Here is a 15,720-nt window from a genome sequence, read left to right as displayed (position 1 = left end):
ACGTGCTCTATCCGTGAGTCGGCCTCGCGTTTTCATGGCCTTGATTGATATCGGCCGCATCTGCGGCGCAGAGCGCGTCGACTTCGCTCATTCATGTGTCGCATTCCGTCGGCAGTACGTGACGGCCAATGGTATTCGGTCCGAAGTTTAGAATGGACATGACACATACCATGGCTGGATCTTGGCGAAAGGTGCGCGTGTCTCGGATCACGTGCGAGACAGAAAGGATCAAGGCATTCGAGCTGACTCCGGAGGACGGGCAGCCTCTGTGGTCTTGGGCGGCGGGCGCTCATACTCGCGTCAAGCTGCCCTCTGGCACAGTCAGGCAATATTCGCTGGTGGGCGATCCGGATGATGTTTCGACATATCGTTTGGGCGTTCTTCGGGAACTGGCCGGTCGCGGCGGCTCCGCCGAGATGCATGAGGTCCTATGCGAAGGAGCCGTGATCGAGATTTCGGCTCCCATCAACAATTTTGCACTCGATGATGAACAGGTCCCGCATCTTCTGATTGCCGGCGGCATCGGCATCACGCCGATACTCAGCATGGCGCGTGTGCTGGCGAAGGAGGGGCGGGAATGGCGGTTGTTCTATTGCACCAGAACCCCTGCCGACACGGCATTCTTGCAGGATGTGCGTGCCCTGGAATCGCGTTGCGTCGAGTTCGTCCACGATGAGGGCGATGCTTCCCGGGGGCTGAACGTGCTGGATCTGCTTCGGTCGGCGCCCTTAGAAAGCCAAGTCTATGTATGTGGCCCACGCGGCTTGATCGATGCCGTCATTTACAAGGCGAAGGAAGCCAACTTCCAGGATTCGCGAATCCATTGGGAAGCGTTCACCGCATCCGGTACGCAACCCAAAGAAGAAAGGATCGCGGGCAGCTTCGAGATTGAGCTTCGCCGCTCGGACAAGATCCTTACCGTTCCACCGGACAAGACCATCCTCCAGGTCTTGCGTGCAGAGGGCATCCACGTCAAAAGCGTGTGCGAGGAGGGCTATTGCGGAACCTGCCTCACAGGCGTGCTGGAGGGCGTGCCGGACCATCGCGACGACGACCTGCTGACGCCTGAAGAGCGTGAGAGCAATGCGGTTATGACCGTGTGCTGCTCGCGTTCCAAGACAGCCAAGTTGGTTCTCGATCTCTGACCGGAAGCAGCCAAGCAAGACTGAAGTGGCCTTTGCTTGGCCCGGATCCATAGGTCGGGTCTAGCTTGCCAGGGACTGCAGCTCGGGCTTTGCGCTTATGCCGCCCTTTGGCTCGCAACGCCAGGATCGAGCATCGGCACGCGCTCCCCAACCCGTATCACCCCCGGATCGTAAGCCTTGCGGGCGAAAACCTCGAGCACGAAGGGCCGGAAGAATTCGACCGGCAGCGTCTCGTAGCCAGGGTCGAAGCTCGACTGGTCCCAGCGCTCGCAGAACTGGTCGCAGTCGTCGAAATAGGGGTGGCCGGCGAAGCGGTCGCGAGCATGCGGGTTGCCCCCCAGATGATGCGCGTAATAGAGGCGCTGGAAATCGCCGTGCTTTTCCACCACCCAGGTGCATTGCTCGCGCACGAAGGGTCTCAGGATCGAGGCAGCATACTCATCGTGATTATACGGTGCGTAAATGTCGCCAACGTCGTGCAATAGGGCGGCGACGACCCAGTCGGTGTCAGCGCCATCCTTCCAGGCGCGCGTCGCCGCCTGCAGCGAATGGCCGAGCCGGGTGATCTTGTAGCCGGAAAGCCCTTCGTCCAGCTGTACGAGGGCGTCGAGCAGGCGCTCTCCGGTTCCGGATGCGAATTCGGCCTCATGCGCCGCCAGAAACTCGTACTCCTCCTTGGTCCCGTCCTTCATCGCGGTGAATTTCACGTTATCCATTTCTTCCTCCGTTCGATCCGCAATTCTTCACGCTAAGGTTTGAGCTATCGGCGCCCGCTTGGTGAGGTTGAGCTTCTTGCGCACTTCCTCAGGCCCGAGGATACGCGCGCCGAGATTGGTGACGATGCTGGCTGCGCGTTCGACTAGCTGCGCGTTTGTCGCCAGCACGCCCTTGTCGAGCCACAGATTGTCCTCCAGGCCGACGCGGACATTGCCGCCGGCAAGCACGGCCGCCGCCGCATAGGCCATCTGGTTGCGGCCGATCGAGAAGGCCGACCAGTTCCAGGTCGAGGGCACGTTGTTGACCATCGCCATGAAGGTGTTGAGGTCGTCCGGCGCGCCCCATGGCACGCCCATGCAGAGCTGCACCAGCGCGTCCGGGTTGAGCACCTTCTCCTCGACCAGCTGCTTGGCGAACCACAGATGGCCGGTATCGAAGGCCTCGATCTCGGGCTTGACACCCAGCGCCGTCATCATGCCGCCCATGGCGCGCAGCATGCCGGGCGTGTTGGTCATCACATAATCGGCCTCGGCGAAGTTCATCGTGCCGCAATCCAGCGTGCAGATCTCCGGCAGGCACTGGCGCACATGTTCCATGCGGTTGGTGGCGCCGCCCATGTCGGTGCCTTTTTCATTGAGCGGCAGCGGCGCTTCCGGCGAGCCGAACACCATGTCGCCGCCCATGCCGGCGGTGAGGTTCAGCACCACGTCGACATTGGCTTCGCGGATGCGCGTTCGGTCACCTCGCGGTAGAGATGCACGTCGCGCCTCGGCTTACCGGTCTCTGGGTCGCGCACATGGCAATGGACGATCGCCGCACCCGCCTTGGCGGCGTCGATCGCCGAATCGGCGATCTGCTTGGGCGAGCGCGGCACATGCGGGCTGCGGTCCTGCGTGCCGCCGGAGCCGGTCACGGCACAGGTAATGAAGACCTCGCGGTTCATCGCAAGCGGCACAGTCTTTCCTCCCAGATTCTCCGCAGATCGGAGCGGGCTACATCCTCACCCGTTCCGCCTTCGGGTCGTACATCGGCTTCAGCGAGGCTTCCGCCGCAAATCGCTCTCCCGCGATCTCGACCTCGTAGGATGAGCCAAGCACATCCGCCTCGCTCTCGCCCTGGCAAGGCACGTAACCCAGGCCGATGGCGCCGCCCAGATGGTGGCCGTAATTGCCTGAGGTGATCGGGCCGACAATCCGGCCGTCGCGCAGGATCGCCTCGTTGTGGAAGAGCAGGGGCTGCGGGTCCTTGAGGCGAAATTGCACCAGCCGGCGTGACAGGCCGGCCTCCTTCTTTCTGAGCACGGCGTCGCGGCCGATGAAGCCGGCTTTGCTCGTCTTCACCGCAAAGCCGAGGCCCGCCTCCAGCACATTGTCCTCGTCGGTGATGTCGTGGCCGAAATGCCGGAAGGCCTTTTCGATACGGCAGGAATCGAGCGTATGCAGGCCGCAGAGTTTCAGGCCGACATCTGCGCCGGCTTCGGTGATCGCCTCGAAGACATGGGCCGCCTGTTCGGTCGAGACGTAGAGTTCCCAGCCAAGCTCGCCGACATAGGTGACGCGGTGGGCGCGGGCGAGACCCATGCCGATCTCGATCTCCTGGAAAGTGCCGAACGGATTGGCCTCGTTGGAGAAATCGTTCGGGCTGACCTTCCGGATCAGTTTTCGCGCTTCCGGACCCATGATGCAGATCACGGCTTCGGCCGCGGTGACGTCGGTGATGACGAGGAACTCGTCGGCGACGTGCTTTCTCAGCCAGGCAAGGTCGCGCTGCAATGTGGCGCCAGGCACGACCAGCAAATAGGCCGTCTCCGACAGCCGCGTCACGGTGAGGTCGCTCTCGATGCCGCCCCTGGCGTTGAGCATCTGCGTGTAGACGATCTTGCCCGGCGCGACCTCCATGTCGTTGGCGCAGAGCCGCTGCAGGAAGGCGCAGGCATCGCGGCCTTCGACGCGGATCTTGCCGAAGGAGGTCATGTCGAACAGGCCGACGCCGTTGCGCACCGCGAGATGTTCCTCGCGCTGGTTGTCGAACCAGTTCTGCCGCTTCCAGGAATAGCGGTATTCGCGCTCCTGGCCTTCGCGGGCGAACCAGTTGGCGCGCTCCCAGCCGGCCACTTCGCCGAAGACGGCGCCGCGCGCCTTCAAATGCTCGTGCAAGGGCGAGCGGCGCACGCCGCGCGAGGTCGCCATCTGGCGGTAGGGGAAGTGGTCGGCATAGAGCAAACCGAGCGTTTCGGAGACACGCTCCTTGAGGTAGCGGCGGTTCTTCTGGAAGGGCTGGGCTCGGCGTATATCGACCTCCCAGAGGTCGAAGGGCGCCTCGCCGTCATTGATCCACTGCGCCAGCGCCATGCCGGCGCCGCCGGAGGAAACGATGCCGATCGAATTATAGCCGGTCGCCATCCAATAGCCGGAGAGTTCCGGCGCTTCGCCGAGATAGTAGCGGTCGTCAGGGGTAAAGCTCTCGGGGCCGTTGAAGAAGGTATGGATACCGGCGGTGCCCAGCATCGGCATGCGGTTGACGCCCATTTCGAGGATGGGCTCGAAATGGTCCATGTCCTCGGGCAACTGGTCGAAGCAGAAATCCTCGCGGATGCCGTCCATGCCCCAGGGCTTCGCCACCGGCTCGAAGGCGCCGAGCATCATCTTGCCGGCATCCTCCTTGTAGTAGGCGCACTCGTCCGGCACGCGCAGCACCGGCAGGCGCGACAGGCCGGGGATCGGCTCGGTGACCAGATAGAAATGCTCGCAGGCATGCAGCGGGATGGTGACGCCGTTCTGCCGGCCAAGCTCGCGCGCCCACATGCCGGCGCAGTTGACGACGATGTCGGTCTCGATCGTGCCTTGCTCTTCGCCCTGCGCCCACGAGACGCCGGAGACGCGGCCGTTCTTCGTATGGACCTTGGTGACCTTGACGTTCTCGATAATCGCAGCACCCCGCTGGCGCGCGCCCTTGGCCAGGGCCATTGCGATGTTGGCGGGATCGCACTGGCCGTCGAGTGGCAGATGCACCGCGCCGACCACATCCGAGACGTTGAGATGCGGGTACATCTCCTTGACCTCGCGCGGCGAAATCTCGCGCACGTCGACGTCGAAGGCGCGGGCGAGCGATGCCTGCCGATAGATCTCGTGCTTGCGCTCCTCGGTCAGCGCCACGGTGATCGAGCCGACCTGGCGCATGCCGGTGCCGACGTCGGTCTCGGCCTCCAGCTTGACGTAGAGGTCGGCCGAATATTTCGCCAGCCGCGTCATGTTCTGCGAGCCGCGCAACTGGCCGATCAGGCCGGCCGCGTGCCAGGTGGTGCCTGAGGTGAGCTGCTTGCGTTCGAGCAGCACGATGTCGGTCCAGCCGAGCTTCGCCAGGTGATAGGCGACCGAGCAGCCGGAGACCCCGCCGCCGATGATGACGGCGCGGGCTTTGGTCGGGATGGTCCTGATCATGCTCGCAGTCTTTCGTTCTTCGGGTCGAACAGGGGCTGGTCGGGATGGACGACAGCCTTGCGCCGTTCGCCGTAGATTTCGACCTCGACTTCAGTCCCAGGCTCGGCCAGCTCTGATCGCACCATGCCTAGTGCAACGGATTTGCCGATGCGGTAGCCCCAATTGCCTGAAGTGGTTTCGCCTACGACCTCGCCACCATGCCAGATTGTCGACATGTACGGCGCGTCGGCATCGCCAGCGTCGACGGTCAATACCACGAACCGCTTGACCACACCCTGCTGCCTCTCGTTCTCGAGCGCGCCCTTGCCCCTGAAGCTCGGCTTGGTCCAATCCACGAAGCGCTCAAGCCCTCCCTGCAATATCGTGTAGTCGGTCGACAGATCACCCTTCCAGGTGCGGTATCCCTTTTCGATGCGAAGGGAATCCAAGGCCTCCATCCCGAATGGCTTCAGACCGAAATGCTTGCCGGCGGCCCACACGGCGTCGAACACCACTGCAGTGTCGGTGACGGCCGTATGGATCTCCCAGCCAAGTTCACCGGCAAAGGATACGCGAACCAGCCTGCAGGAGCGCTCCGCGATCTGGGCAACTTGATGCGTCAGCCAGCCTTTATGGAGATCGGCGTTGCTTGCAAGTGCAAGGATGTCGCGAGACCTCGGACCAGATAGGATCTGGCAGGTGAAGCGGTCCGTCACGTCTTCGAGTTCGAATTGTCTTTGCTCAGGAAGGTTCTTTTGCAACCATTCCAAATCGTGCCACTGGGCGGTGCCCGCGGTGATAAGATAGAAGTCGTCGTCATTGAGGGCCATCACCGAGTTCTCGGTAACGATGCGCCCCTTGTCATCGGCAAAATAAGCCAGGCCGAGGCGACCGGGCTTGGGCAGCTTCCCGGTTATCAACTCCGCAAGCCACGCAGTGGCGCCGGGGCCCTTGACGCGATAACGGGAGAAGCCTGGCAGATCGAGGATACCGGCTGCTTCGGTGACAGCGCGGCATTCCTCCTCGATCCGCCGCTGCCAAGGTCCAGCGCGGTTCCAGGTCTGCGTGGCAGCTTCCGATGTGTCGTCACCGACCTGGGCGTACCAGGTCGCACGTTCCCAGCCATTGAAGGGTTTGAACTGGGCGCCGAGCGCAGCGATACGATCATTGATCGGTGATAGTTTTCGGTTGCGTCCGGCCGGCCAAGCATGCTTGGGAAAGTGCATGGCGTATTCGTTGCCATAGATCTCCATGCCCTTGGCGACGCAATAATCGGGCGCCGAGGCGAAGCTGGTGAAACGGCGCGGATCGCAGGACCACATGTCCCACTCGGTCTGGCCCTCCGTCACCCATTCGGCGAGCACCTTGCCGGCACCGCCACCTTGGGCAATGCCGAAGGTGAAGACGCAGGCCTCGAAGGCGTTCGGCACGCCGGGCATCGGCCCGATCAGCGGGTTGCCGTCCGGCGCGTAAGGGATCGGCCCGTTGATCACCTTGGAAAGGCCGGCGGTGCCGAGGATCGGCACGCGGGCGACCGCGTCGGCCAGGTAATGCTCGAGACGGTCGAGGTCGTCGGGGAAAAGCTGGAAGGAAAAATCCTCCGGCATCGGATCGTTGTGGGTCGCCCAATGCGCGCGGCAATTGCGCTCATAAGGGCCGAGATTCATGCCGCTCTTTTCCTGGCGCAGGTAATAGGACGTGTCGACGTCGCGCAATAGTGGCAGCTTGTGGCCCTGCTCCTTCGTCCAGGCGGCGAGCTCGGGAATCTCCTCGAACAATATGTACTGGTGGCTCATCACCATCATCGGCACATCGCGGCCGAACATTTTGCCGACTTCGGCGGCGCGGTAGCCGGCGGCGTTGATGACGATCTCGCAGCGGATCTCGCCCTGCGGTGTTTCGACCACCCATTCGCCGTTCTCGCGGCGAACGCCGGTGACTGGGCAGAAGCGGATGATTTTCGCGCCCATGTCGCGCGCGCCCTTGGCGAGTGCCTGCGTCAGCTGCGCCGGGTCGATGTCGCCGTCGCTCGGATCATAGAGCGCGCCCTTCAGATCGTGCGTCTCGATGAAAGGGTAACGGCGCTTGATCTCGTCCAGCCCGACGACGTCGATGTCCATGCCCTGGTAGCGGCCCATGCCCTTGGCGCGCTGGAATTCCTGCATGCGCTCCTTCGTATGGGCGAGCCGGAGCGAGCCGGTGACATGGTAGTTCATCGGATAGTCGACCGCTTCGGCTAATCCCCGATAAAGCTCGGTCGAGTAGCGCTGCATGTTCATCAGCGACCATGACGAGGAGAAGGTCGGCACGTTGCCGGCGGCATGCCAGGTCGAGCCGGAGGTCAACTCGTTCTTTTCCAGAAGCACGCAGTCGGTCCAACCCGCCTTGCACAGATGATAGAGCGATGAGCAGCCGACGACACCGCCTCCGATGATCACCACGCGCGCATGTTCTGGAAAATAGGACACTGGTCACCAATGAGGTTTGAAGTTGCTTGGATGGATCTGGGGTAGTCTGCCGGGATGTGAGAAACTGCTCGCAGTCTGAGGAGGCTCCCCATGGATTTCCTCGTCAGGCTAGGAAACACGGCAGGCTCTGCCCCAGGCACCAGGGCCTCAACGTAACGATGCGCCCCAGGGCTGTGCGGCAGAAATCGACGTCCCATCACCCGAAATGGACGCCCCACTCAGCTCAGCTTGGCGAGGTGCCGCGCTGGAGAAGCGCGTAGACGTTGCTACGTTGGGCTACGTCGCCGTCGGGAGCCTTTGCGGCGCGACGGCCAAGAAGCTCGGAAAGCCAATCTGGGTCCATTTGCGGAACCGAGCTCAGAAGCAATTCCGTATAAGGGTCATGTGGCGGTGCGAAGACCTTTTCAATCGGTCCGGCTTCCACGACCCTGCCTGTCTTCATAACCACAACGTCATGCGCAATGGCGCGGACCACTTCGAGATCATGGGTGATGAATATCATTGCCACTTTCAACTGCTGTTGCAGTTTGAGCAACAATTGTAGAATCTCCTTGGCCACCAGCCGGTCCAGGGCACTTGTGACCTCGTCGCAAATCAGGACCGAAGGGTTGGCGGCGAGCGCGCGAGCGATACAAAGCCGCTGCTTTTGCCCGCCCGACAACTCAGAGGACCGGCGGTCGAGGAATGTCTCGGGATCCATCTCGATCATGCGCAGCAATTCCTCGACGCGATCAAGGCACTTGGCGCCCGTCATTCCGAAATAGAACTTAAGCGGTCGCGACAGGACCTGCCGCACCGTATGGCGCGGATTGAGCGCGGTATCGGGCATCTGGCTGACAAGCTGGATCTGCCGCAACAGATCACGCGTGCGGTTGCGATAGCTGGCGGGCAGAGCCAATGCCTTGAACAACACTTCGCCGTCGGTCGGAGCCAGCAGGCCTGTGATAACCCTGGCCGTTGTCGATTTTCCGCTTCCCGATTCGCCCACCAGCGCGACTGTCTCTCCTCGCCTGACGTTGAAACTCACGTCATCGAGAACCTTCTGGGCGCCATACTGCGCATTCACATTCTTGATGGTCAAAACCACCTCGGCACCAGTCTCGCCGCCAGGCTCCCTTGGAATGTTGGTGACGTTGAGCAGCTCGCGGGTGTATGGATGCTCAGGGCTACTCAACAACTTGCGAGTGTCCGCGAATTCGACGACCTGTCCGTGGCGCATAACAGCAATCCGATGCGCCATCTGCGCGACCACTGCGAGGTCGTGAGTGACGTAGACGGCGGCGGTGTTATAGCGCTGGACGACCTCTCGAATAGCCGCCAGCACCTCTATCTGCGTGGTGACGTCCAACGCGGTCGTGGGCTCGTCGAAGATCAGCAGGTCCGGTTGGCAGACCATTCCCATGGCAACCATGGCGCGCTGGAGCTGACCACCGGAGACTTGGTGGGGGAAACGCTCCCCAATTCGTTCGGGGGCAGGCAACCTCATGGTGCGGTAAAGATCCACTGCCTTGGCGCGCGCATCGAACCGCGTCATGATGTGTTGATCAACCGCAGTCTCGGTGGTCTGCAAAAGCAGGCGCCATGCCGGGTTGAAGGCCGCCGCAGCAGACTGGGCAACATAGGCCACGCGCGTTCCCCAGTTCTCTCGCAACTCCTTTTCTTGCAACCTTGTGATGTCGACACCATCAAAGTGGATCGACCCTGCTGTGAAACGCACGCCTCCGCGGGTAAAGCCCATGCATGCCAGTCCAAGTGTGGATTTGCCGGCGCCCGATTCTCCGATCAGGCCGACCACCTCGCCGCGATGCACCGTGAGGTCAACACCATTGAGTATGGTGGTTGTTCCCTCCTCGGTCGCGGCCTTGACGACCAATCCCTTGATGTCGATCAAAACGCTGCCTGGCTGTCCTTGGTCGCGTCTACGCATCACACTTCCTTCAAACCGCTTGCTCGATGCAGGAACCAGTCGACCACGAGGTTGACCGCCACCGTGAGCACAGCGATGGCCCCCGCTGGGATCAGGGGCGTGATATCGCCGAAGCCGATCAGCGTGGCGTTGTCGCGTACCATTGCACCCCAGTCCGCGGTCGGTGGCTGGATACCAAGCCCGAGGAAGCTCATGGCACTGATGAAGAGAAAAACGAAACAGAACCTCAGCCCGAATTCTGCCGTCAAAGGTGGGATCGTGTTCGGAAGGATCTCGCGGGTGGCGATCCACCACAGACCTTCGCCGCGAAGCTTGGCCTGTTCCACGAAATCGGCAACGACGACGTTCATCGCGAGCGCTCGTGCCACACGATAGACCCGCGTCGATTCCAGCAGGGCAATGATGATGATCAGAACGGCAATCGATGACCCGAATACGGTCAGCAGCATCAGCGCGAAAATCAGAAGCGGGATTGCCATGAACAGATCATTGACGCGCGAGATCACGACGTCGACCTTGCCGCCAATGACAGCGGCGGTGAAACCGAAGCTGCACCCCACCAGGAAAGCAAGGATGGTGGCAATGATCGCAATGGCAATCGTGTTGCGCGCTCCGTAAATGACGCGTGACAACATATCGCGTCCGATGTTGTCGGTCCCCAGAAGGTGAACGGAGGTCCAAGGATCGTATTGCGAACCCACAACCTCGGCCTCACCGAAGGGCGCCAGCAAAGGCGCGAAAACGGCGACGATCACGTAGATCAATACGATCAGCGCTCCGATGCGCGCCGGCCAATCCATCGCGGCTAGCAGTCTGAAAGGGGCAGCCAGGATTTTCTTCATTTTGGTCAACGTGGATGAAGGACGCGAGGATTGCCCACCATGGAGACGATGTCGGCGAGCAGATTGAGAACGATGTAGATCACCGCGAACAACAGGGCGCTGGCCTGCACGACCGGCAGATCGCGCTTGGCAACGGAATCGACGAGCAACTGGCCCATGCCCGGATAGACGAACACCACCTCGACCACCACCACGCCCACCACGAGGTAGGCCAGGTTCAAGGCGACGACGTTGACGATCGGCGCCACTGCGTTGGGCAGTGCATGAAACGTGATCACCTTACGGGGCGAGGCTCCCTTGAGCCTGGCCATCTCGATGTAGGGACTGGCCAGGACATTGATGATCGAGGTGCGTGTCATGCGCATGATGTGGGCGGCCACCACCAATGTTAATGTCAAGGCGGGCAGGAGAGTCTTGTCGAGCCTTTCCGACAGGCTTATTGCCGGATCGACTATGTTGGAAATGCTCGGAAAGATCTCCAGCTTCACAGCCAGGAAGAAGATAAGCAAATAGGCTATGAAGAACTCCGGTAGGGAAATGGCGCTGAGCGTCGCAATATTGGCGAGACGGTCGAAAGCGCCATTCCTGTACAAGGCAGTCAAGAGACCAAGAGCCAGCGACACCGGGATGGCGATCACCGCAGCGACGCTCGCAAGGAAGAGCGTGTTGCCGATACGCGCCGCCAACAGGTCCGCGATCGGACGGCCGTTCGCCAGTGACTTGCCCAGATCCCCGTGCAGGACAGCCCAAAGCCACGTAAAATATCGCTCATGCAACGGCAGGTTCAGTCCGAGCTGATTGCGCAAGCTCGCCACCGTGTCGGGCGTCGCGCTCTGACCGAGCAGTTCCTGGGCGATATCTCCGGGGAGCAGATTTACCATCAGCGTGATCAGGATCGAAACGGCAAAAAGCGTCACGACCCCCCAGAACAGGCGCATCAAAATCAGACGTAGGAGCATTTTTTAAGGTCCAGGTTCGCTTCGCTCGGCCGGATCAGATGCCCAAATGACCGAAACGACCGGCGCCCAGTCCAGCCGAATCGATCACAAGGCAGATAGCTTTTCAGCCCGGCATTCTCAGGCGAGCCACCAACGCTCGCCGCACCGCAGTCCGTCGAGTTCCCAGGCAGCCGACGGCTTATCGTACATGACGTTCTGACGGTGGGCGATAACGTCATTGGCGAACATCGGGATGATCACGCCTCCCTGATCACGGACGAGCAGCTGCGCTTCCTTGTAGAGGTCCGCGCGCTTGCTGTCGTCAAGTTCGGCCCTGGCGAGCTTGATGACCTCGTCGAAACGGGGATTGCTCCAGTTGCTGTCGTTCCAGCTTGCGCCTGTCTGATAGGCTGAACTGAACATCCAGTCCTCCGTCGGTCGCCCGCTCCAGTACGCCATGGCAAAGTCCTTCTTGCGCCAGACGTTTGACCAGTAGCCGTCGTTGGGTTCGCGAACGATGTCGATCTTGATCCCCGCCGCAGCCGCGTGGGCTTGAAACAAGGTGGCGGTGTCGACGGCGCCGGCGAACGCTGCATCGGCGGCGTGCAATTGGAAGACGGTGTTCTCCATGCCAGCCTTCTTCATCAATGAACGAGCCTGATCCGGGTCATATTCACGCTGCGGCAAGTGCGCAACGAAGCGGTTCGACGAAGCGATCGGTTGATCGTTGCCGAGCGCGCCGTGGCCGGCCAGGACCTTATCCAGAAGCTCCTGGCGATTGATGGCAAGCTTGAGTGCCATGCGCACGTCAGGATTGTCATATGGCGCGTGGTTGGTGAGCATCGGAAGCGTGTAGTGCTTCTTGCCGGTCATCTCGAGGATCTTGACCTCGGCCACCCGCTTCAGCAGTCCGATGGTCTTCAGGTCGACCGCGTTCATGACGTCGATTTGATTGGTGCGCAAAGCCGTGGTTCTGGCGTTGTCGTCGGCGATCACGAGCGTTTCGATCTCGTCGGCATGCGCACGGCCGGCCTTCCAGTAGTTGGGATTTCGCTTCACAAGCGCGCGCACGCCAGGTTCGTATTCCACGAGCGTATAGCCGCCCGTGCCCATTCCATCAGAGAAATTCGTCGTGCCGGCAGGGACCATTTGCAGGTGGTAGTCGCCTAGCATGTAGGGCAGGTCGGCGTTTCCGTTTTTGAGTGTGATGACGAGGGTGTCCGACCCGTCCGCTTTGACGGACTCGACATCCGCCAGGAATCCAGCAGCGCCTGACTTGCTGTCCGGCCGAATATGATAGTTGATCGAATAGGCGGCGTCCTCGGCATCGAAGGCCTTGCCGTTGTGGAATGTCACGCCCTTGCGCAGCTTGAAGCGCCATATCTTGGCGTCCTTGGATGGCTCCCAACTTTCTGCCAGTTCAGGAACCGCCTCCGAACTTGCACCGATCTCGACCAGATTGTTGCGCAATTGCCAAGTTATGTTGATCGGATGGGTGTTGTTCAGGATGCTTGGGTCGAGATTGTCGGATGTATCGCCCCGGGCGATGCCGATGCGAAGCCGACCGCCCTGCTTCGGCTCAGCAGCGCGCGCCGTCCGCGGACTATTGAGCAGGGCATAGGAAGCGACGGCGCCAAGACCCATGGCAAACGTGCGCCGTGTGATGCCGCGACCGGCAACCGGCCTATTGTTGGACATATGTGACTCCCATTGGTTTTTTGTTTTTTCACATGCAGTCGAATTTGCGACTGCGCCACGATATTGCTGCCGCGGCAGGCCGACGTCAGGGCATATTTCGACGGCCTTTTTTCCCAAACCGACAACTAATGAAGTTGGCGTCCGCCGCCATGTCCGTTATGATGGCTAGTCGAAGAGCCGGCTGACAAGTTTTTCAGGATCGCCGGAATGTCCCCGGATATCCTCCCAACCGGGGCGGGGCATCTTGAATGTAGCCGCCAGGGTCGCATACCGACCACCCAAGCGGCAAAGAGGCTTGAGACGTTCTGGAGAAACTCGTCCGTTGCGCCAAACGCTGCCCATGATGTGATAGCGGACGACCGCGCCGATAACGACATGGTTGCGCCGCCCCACATCAATGATGCGGTCGACGCGGCATTCCATCGACGCTGGGGATTGCGCTACCCGAGGCGGACGAATGTCGATCGATGCTCCACGTTCTACCTGGGCCCAATCGAACTCGCTCTCGCCTCGCGGCATCGACGCCGCCGATAGTTCCATCCTTTCCGCCATCTCCTCGGTTACGACCGATACCGTGAACTCCGGCACCTCGAGGAGATTGCGATAGGTATCCGTCTCGCCCTCGATGGAAAACATCAGATAGGGCGGGTCGTCAGCTATCGCATTGAAATAGGAATGCGGCGCGAGGTTGTCTTTTCCGTCAGCCGAGACCGTGCCGACCCAGGCGATCGGACGAGGCGTTACGATCGAGGCATGAAGATAATAGATTTGCTTGGTATCCCACTGAGCGGGCGTGACGGTGAAGTCTGCTTCGGCCATGTCCATCATCCGATGCCGCAATCAGTATTTTTGCACCCAGCCCGAATCGTCCCAGGCCAAAGGCGCGGTCGCCTCGATGTCGGTCACAACGTCGATCACGACCGGCTTCCTCAACGAGACGGCTTTCTCGATCGCTGGCGCAAGATGCGCGGGTTTGTCAACGCGCATTCCCACCGCGCCCATATTCTCGGCAATTCGCGCGAAGTCCACCTCGGTATGGACCCAAAGTTCCCTCGATTTTTCCGTCGGCTTGCCCTCATAGGCAATCGAGAACCCTCGCATCGACTGGTTTCCCGACCGATTGTTGTTGACGATGGTCACGGCAGGAATGTTCTTGCGAACCGCCGTTTCAATTTCCGCGATATGGTACCAGAGACCGAGATCGCCTGTGAACGTAATCACCGGACGGTCGGGGCAAGCACACTGCGCGCCAAGGCCGGCCGGAAAGGCCCAGCCAAGATGCCCGGCGCTACGGATATAGGTTTGCGTGTTGGTGCGGATGTCGAACATCGAAGACATCCACATGCCAGCATGCCCGGTATCGACGCACAAAATGCCGTCGTCAGGCAAAAGACGCGTAAGCTCCGAGCAGATCCGCTCCGGTCGGATCGGGACGGCATCCGAGGCGAGTTTTTCGGCGCGCTCGCGGAACCACGATTCCTTGTTGTCGGCAACCGCCTTGCGCCAATCAGAGAATCGCGCCGCCAAGGTTTCCGGCACCAGCGGGAGCCATGCCTTGAAGGTCTCTCGGATGTCGGCCTGGATGCCGATTTCGGTGGGATAGTTGCGCCCGATGGCGGCACCATCGATGTCGATCTGGATGGTCTTGGTATTCGGCTTCGGCAGGCGCCAGAAGTTGGTCACCATGCTGCCCGCCGATGAGCCCGCAAAGATGACGAGGTCGGCCGCCGCAACGGCCTGGTTGGCATTGCGGCGAGAATAGGTGCCAACCACGCCTATTGCCAGCGGGTGATTGTCAGGAACTTGGTCCCTGCCGTTCATTGACATGGCGATCGGAATGCCCGCGCGCTCGGCGAAGGCGATCAGCGCCGCACCTGCGCCCGAGTGATGCACTCCTCCGCCTGCAATGATGACCGGACGAAGCGCTTTTTGGAGTTCCCTGGTCGCTGTCTGGAGCAATGCCGGGTCCGCCAGCGGCCGGAAGGGCGTGACAGAGGCGTGCCTCGGCTCAACGACAGTATCCAGATCACCTTCCTCGCGATCAATTTCACCTTCCTGCCCCCACACCTGAAGGTGCACCGGGCCGGGGTTGCCAGTGGTCGCGGCACGAAACGCCTGACGCACCAGATCCGGGAAGCGCTCGACGTGGTTGATCGCGGCATTGAACTTGACATAGGGATCAAATGCCTTGAGGTCCTCAGCCTCTTGGTAGAGTCCCCGGTACTGCAATTCTGGCCGGCTGCCGCCGGTAAAGGCAACGATGGGCGCCCGCGCAAGATAGGCATCGCGCAAGCCGGCGGCCAAGTTGAGCGCGCCCGTCTGCTGAGCCATGCATACGCCGACCCTGCCGGAGGCGCGCGCAAAGCCATCTGCCATGTACGCGGCCGCTTTCTCGCCATGCGTGTGGAGGATATCGATGCTTGTTCGACGTTCCATTTCCGCCATGCTGCGGCGCAACACAGCCGGAACCATGAAGATGTGAGTAACGCCGTAGCCTGCAAGCATATCGGTGAGGCAGCGTGCCCCGGTCATACGAGTCATGAAATTCCCCGTGAGATGAATTGTT

10 protein-coding genes and 1 pseudogene are annotated in these 15,720 nt (G+C 61.0%); 1 reads left to right on the top strand and 10 read right to left on the bottom strand.

Going from position 1 to position 15,720, the window contains the following annotated elements; all coding sequences use genetic code 11:
- The first annotated feature begins 152 nt into the window (after positions 1 to 152).
- The gene (locus tag LB528_RS14095) at positions 153 to 1,145 is read left to right on the top strand and encodes a PDR/VanB family oxidoreductase (RefSeq protein ID WP_224513527.1); all 993 of its coding nucleotides are present in this window, start codon (positions 153 to 155) and stop codon (positions 1,143 to 1,145) included.
- Between the two features lie 95 nt (positions 1,146 to 1,240).
- Here the strand turns inward: LB528_RS14095 and LB528_RS14090 are convergent, their stop codons facing one another.
- From LB528_RS14090 to LB528_RS14045, 10 genes and pseudogenes are all read right to left on the bottom strand, one after another.
- The gene (locus tag LB528_RS14090; RefSeq protein WP_224513528.1) at positions 1,241 to 1,861 is read right to left on the bottom strand and encodes an HD domain-containing protein; all 621 of its coding nucleotides are present in this window, start codon (positions 1,859 to 1,861) and stop codon (positions 1,241 to 1,243) included.
- 27 nt (positions 1,862 to 1,888) lie between these two features.
- Positions 1,889 to 2,817, bottom strand: a pseudogene (locus LB528_RS14085) (3-keto-5-aminohexanoate cleavage protein).
- A 37-nt stretch (positions 2,818 to 2,854) separates the two neighbouring features.
- Positions 2,855 to 5,302: an FAD-dependent oxidoreductase gene (locus LB528_RS14080; RefSeq protein WP_224715257.1), complete on the bottom strand. Its 2,448-nt coding sequence runs from the start codon at positions 5,300 to 5,302 to the stop codon at positions 2,855 to 2,857.
- Positions 5,299 to 7,749: an FAD-dependent oxidoreductase gene (locus tag LB528_RS14075; RefSeq protein ID WP_224513530.1), complete on the bottom strand. Its 2,451-nt coding sequence runs from the start codon at positions 7,747 to 7,749 to the stop codon at positions 5,299 to 5,301. Before LB528_RS14075 ends, LB528_RS14080 begins: the two co-directional genes overlap by 4 nt.
- 223 nt (positions 7,750 to 7,972) lie before the next feature.
- Positions 7,973 to 9,676 (bottom strand): ABC transporter ATP-binding protein, encoded by a 1,704-nt coding sequence (locus LB528_RS14070; RefSeq protein WP_224513531.1) that lies wholly within the window; start codon positions 9,674 to 9,676, stop codon positions 7,973 to 7,975.
- Positions 9,676 to 10,518: an ABC transporter permease gene (locus LB528_RS14065; RefSeq protein WP_224513532.1), complete on the bottom strand. Its 843-nt coding sequence runs from the start codon at positions 10,516 to 10,518 to the stop codon at positions 9,676 to 9,678. The genes LB528_RS14070 and LB528_RS14065 overlap by 1 nt, the downstream gene beginning before the upstream one ends.
- Before the next feature lie 5 nt (positions 10,519 to 10,523).
- Entirely contained in the window at positions 10,524 to 11,477 is a 954-nt protein-coding gene (locus tag LB528_RS14060) for an ABC transporter permease (protein WP_224513533.1), read from the bottom strand.
- 117 nt (positions 11,478 to 11,594) lie between these two features.
- Entirely contained in the window at positions 11,595 to 13,154 is a 1,560-nt protein-coding gene (locus tag LB528_RS14055; protein WP_224513535.1) for an ABC transporter substrate-binding protein, read from the bottom strand.
- Positions 13,155 to 13,319: 165 nt separating this feature from the next.
- Positions 13,320 to 13,973, bottom strand: a complete 654-nt coding sequence (locus LB528_RS14050) for a flavin reductase family protein (RefSeq protein ID WP_224513537.1) — start codon at positions 13,971 to 13,973, stop codon at positions 13,320 to 13,322.
- A 21-nt stretch (positions 13,974 to 13,994) separates the two neighbouring features.
- Positions 13,995 to 15,695, bottom strand: coding sequence for a thiamine pyrophosphate-binding protein (locus LB528_RS14045; protein WP_224513539.1), 1,701 nt, complete (start codon positions 15,693 to 15,695; stop codon positions 13,995 to 13,997).
- Positions 15,696 to 15,720 lie beyond the last annotated feature (25 nt).

It is taken from the genome of Mesorhizobium sp. CA4, assembly GCF_020165075.1.
Taxonomy (GTDB): domain Bacteria; phylum Pseudomonadota; class Alphaproteobacteria; order Rhizobiales; family Rhizobiaceae; genus Mesorhizobium.
This window is presented reverse-complemented; position numbering and strand designations above follow the sequence as displayed.

What these genes read in the sequence shown, in the direction of transcription:
- LB528_RS14095 (WP_224513527.1), top strand. Translation starts at nt 153, where the DNA reads ATGGACATGACACATACCATGGCTGGATCTTGGCGAAAGGTGCGCGTG.
- LB528_RS14090 (WP_224513528.1), bottom strand. Translation starts at nt 1,861, where the DNA reads ATGGATAACGTGAAATTCACCGCGATGAAGGACGGGACCAAGGAGGAG.
- LB528_RS14080 (WP_224715257.1), bottom strand. Translation starts at nt 5,302, where the DNA reads ATGATCAGGACCATCCCGACCAAAGCCCGCGCCGTCATCATCGGCGGC.
- LB528_RS14070 (WP_224513531.1), bottom strand. Translation starts at nt 9,676, where the DNA reads ATGCGTAGACGCGACCAAGGACAGCCAGGCAGCGTTTTGATCGACATC.
- LB528_RS14065 (WP_224513532.1), bottom strand. Translation starts at nt 10,518, where the DNA reads ATGAAGAAAATCCTGGCTGCCCCTTTCAGACTGCTAGCCGCGATGGAT.
- LB528_RS14060 (WP_224513533.1), bottom strand. Translation starts at nt 11,477, where the DNA reads ATGCTCCTACGTCTGATTTTGATGCGCCTGTTCTGGGGGGTCGTGACG.
- LB528_RS14055 (WP_224513535.1), bottom strand. Translation starts at nt 13,154, where the DNA reads ATGTCCAACAATAGGCCGGTTGCCGGTCGCGGCATCACACGGCGCACG.
- LB528_RS14050 (WP_224513537.1), bottom strand. Translation starts at nt 13,973, where the DNA reads ATGGCCGAAGCAGACTTCACCGTCACGCCCGCTCAGTGGGATACCAAG.
- LB528_RS14045 (WP_224513539.1), bottom strand. Translation starts at nt 15,695, where the DNA reads ATGACTCGTATGACCGGGGCACGCTGCCTCACCGATATGCTTGCAGGC.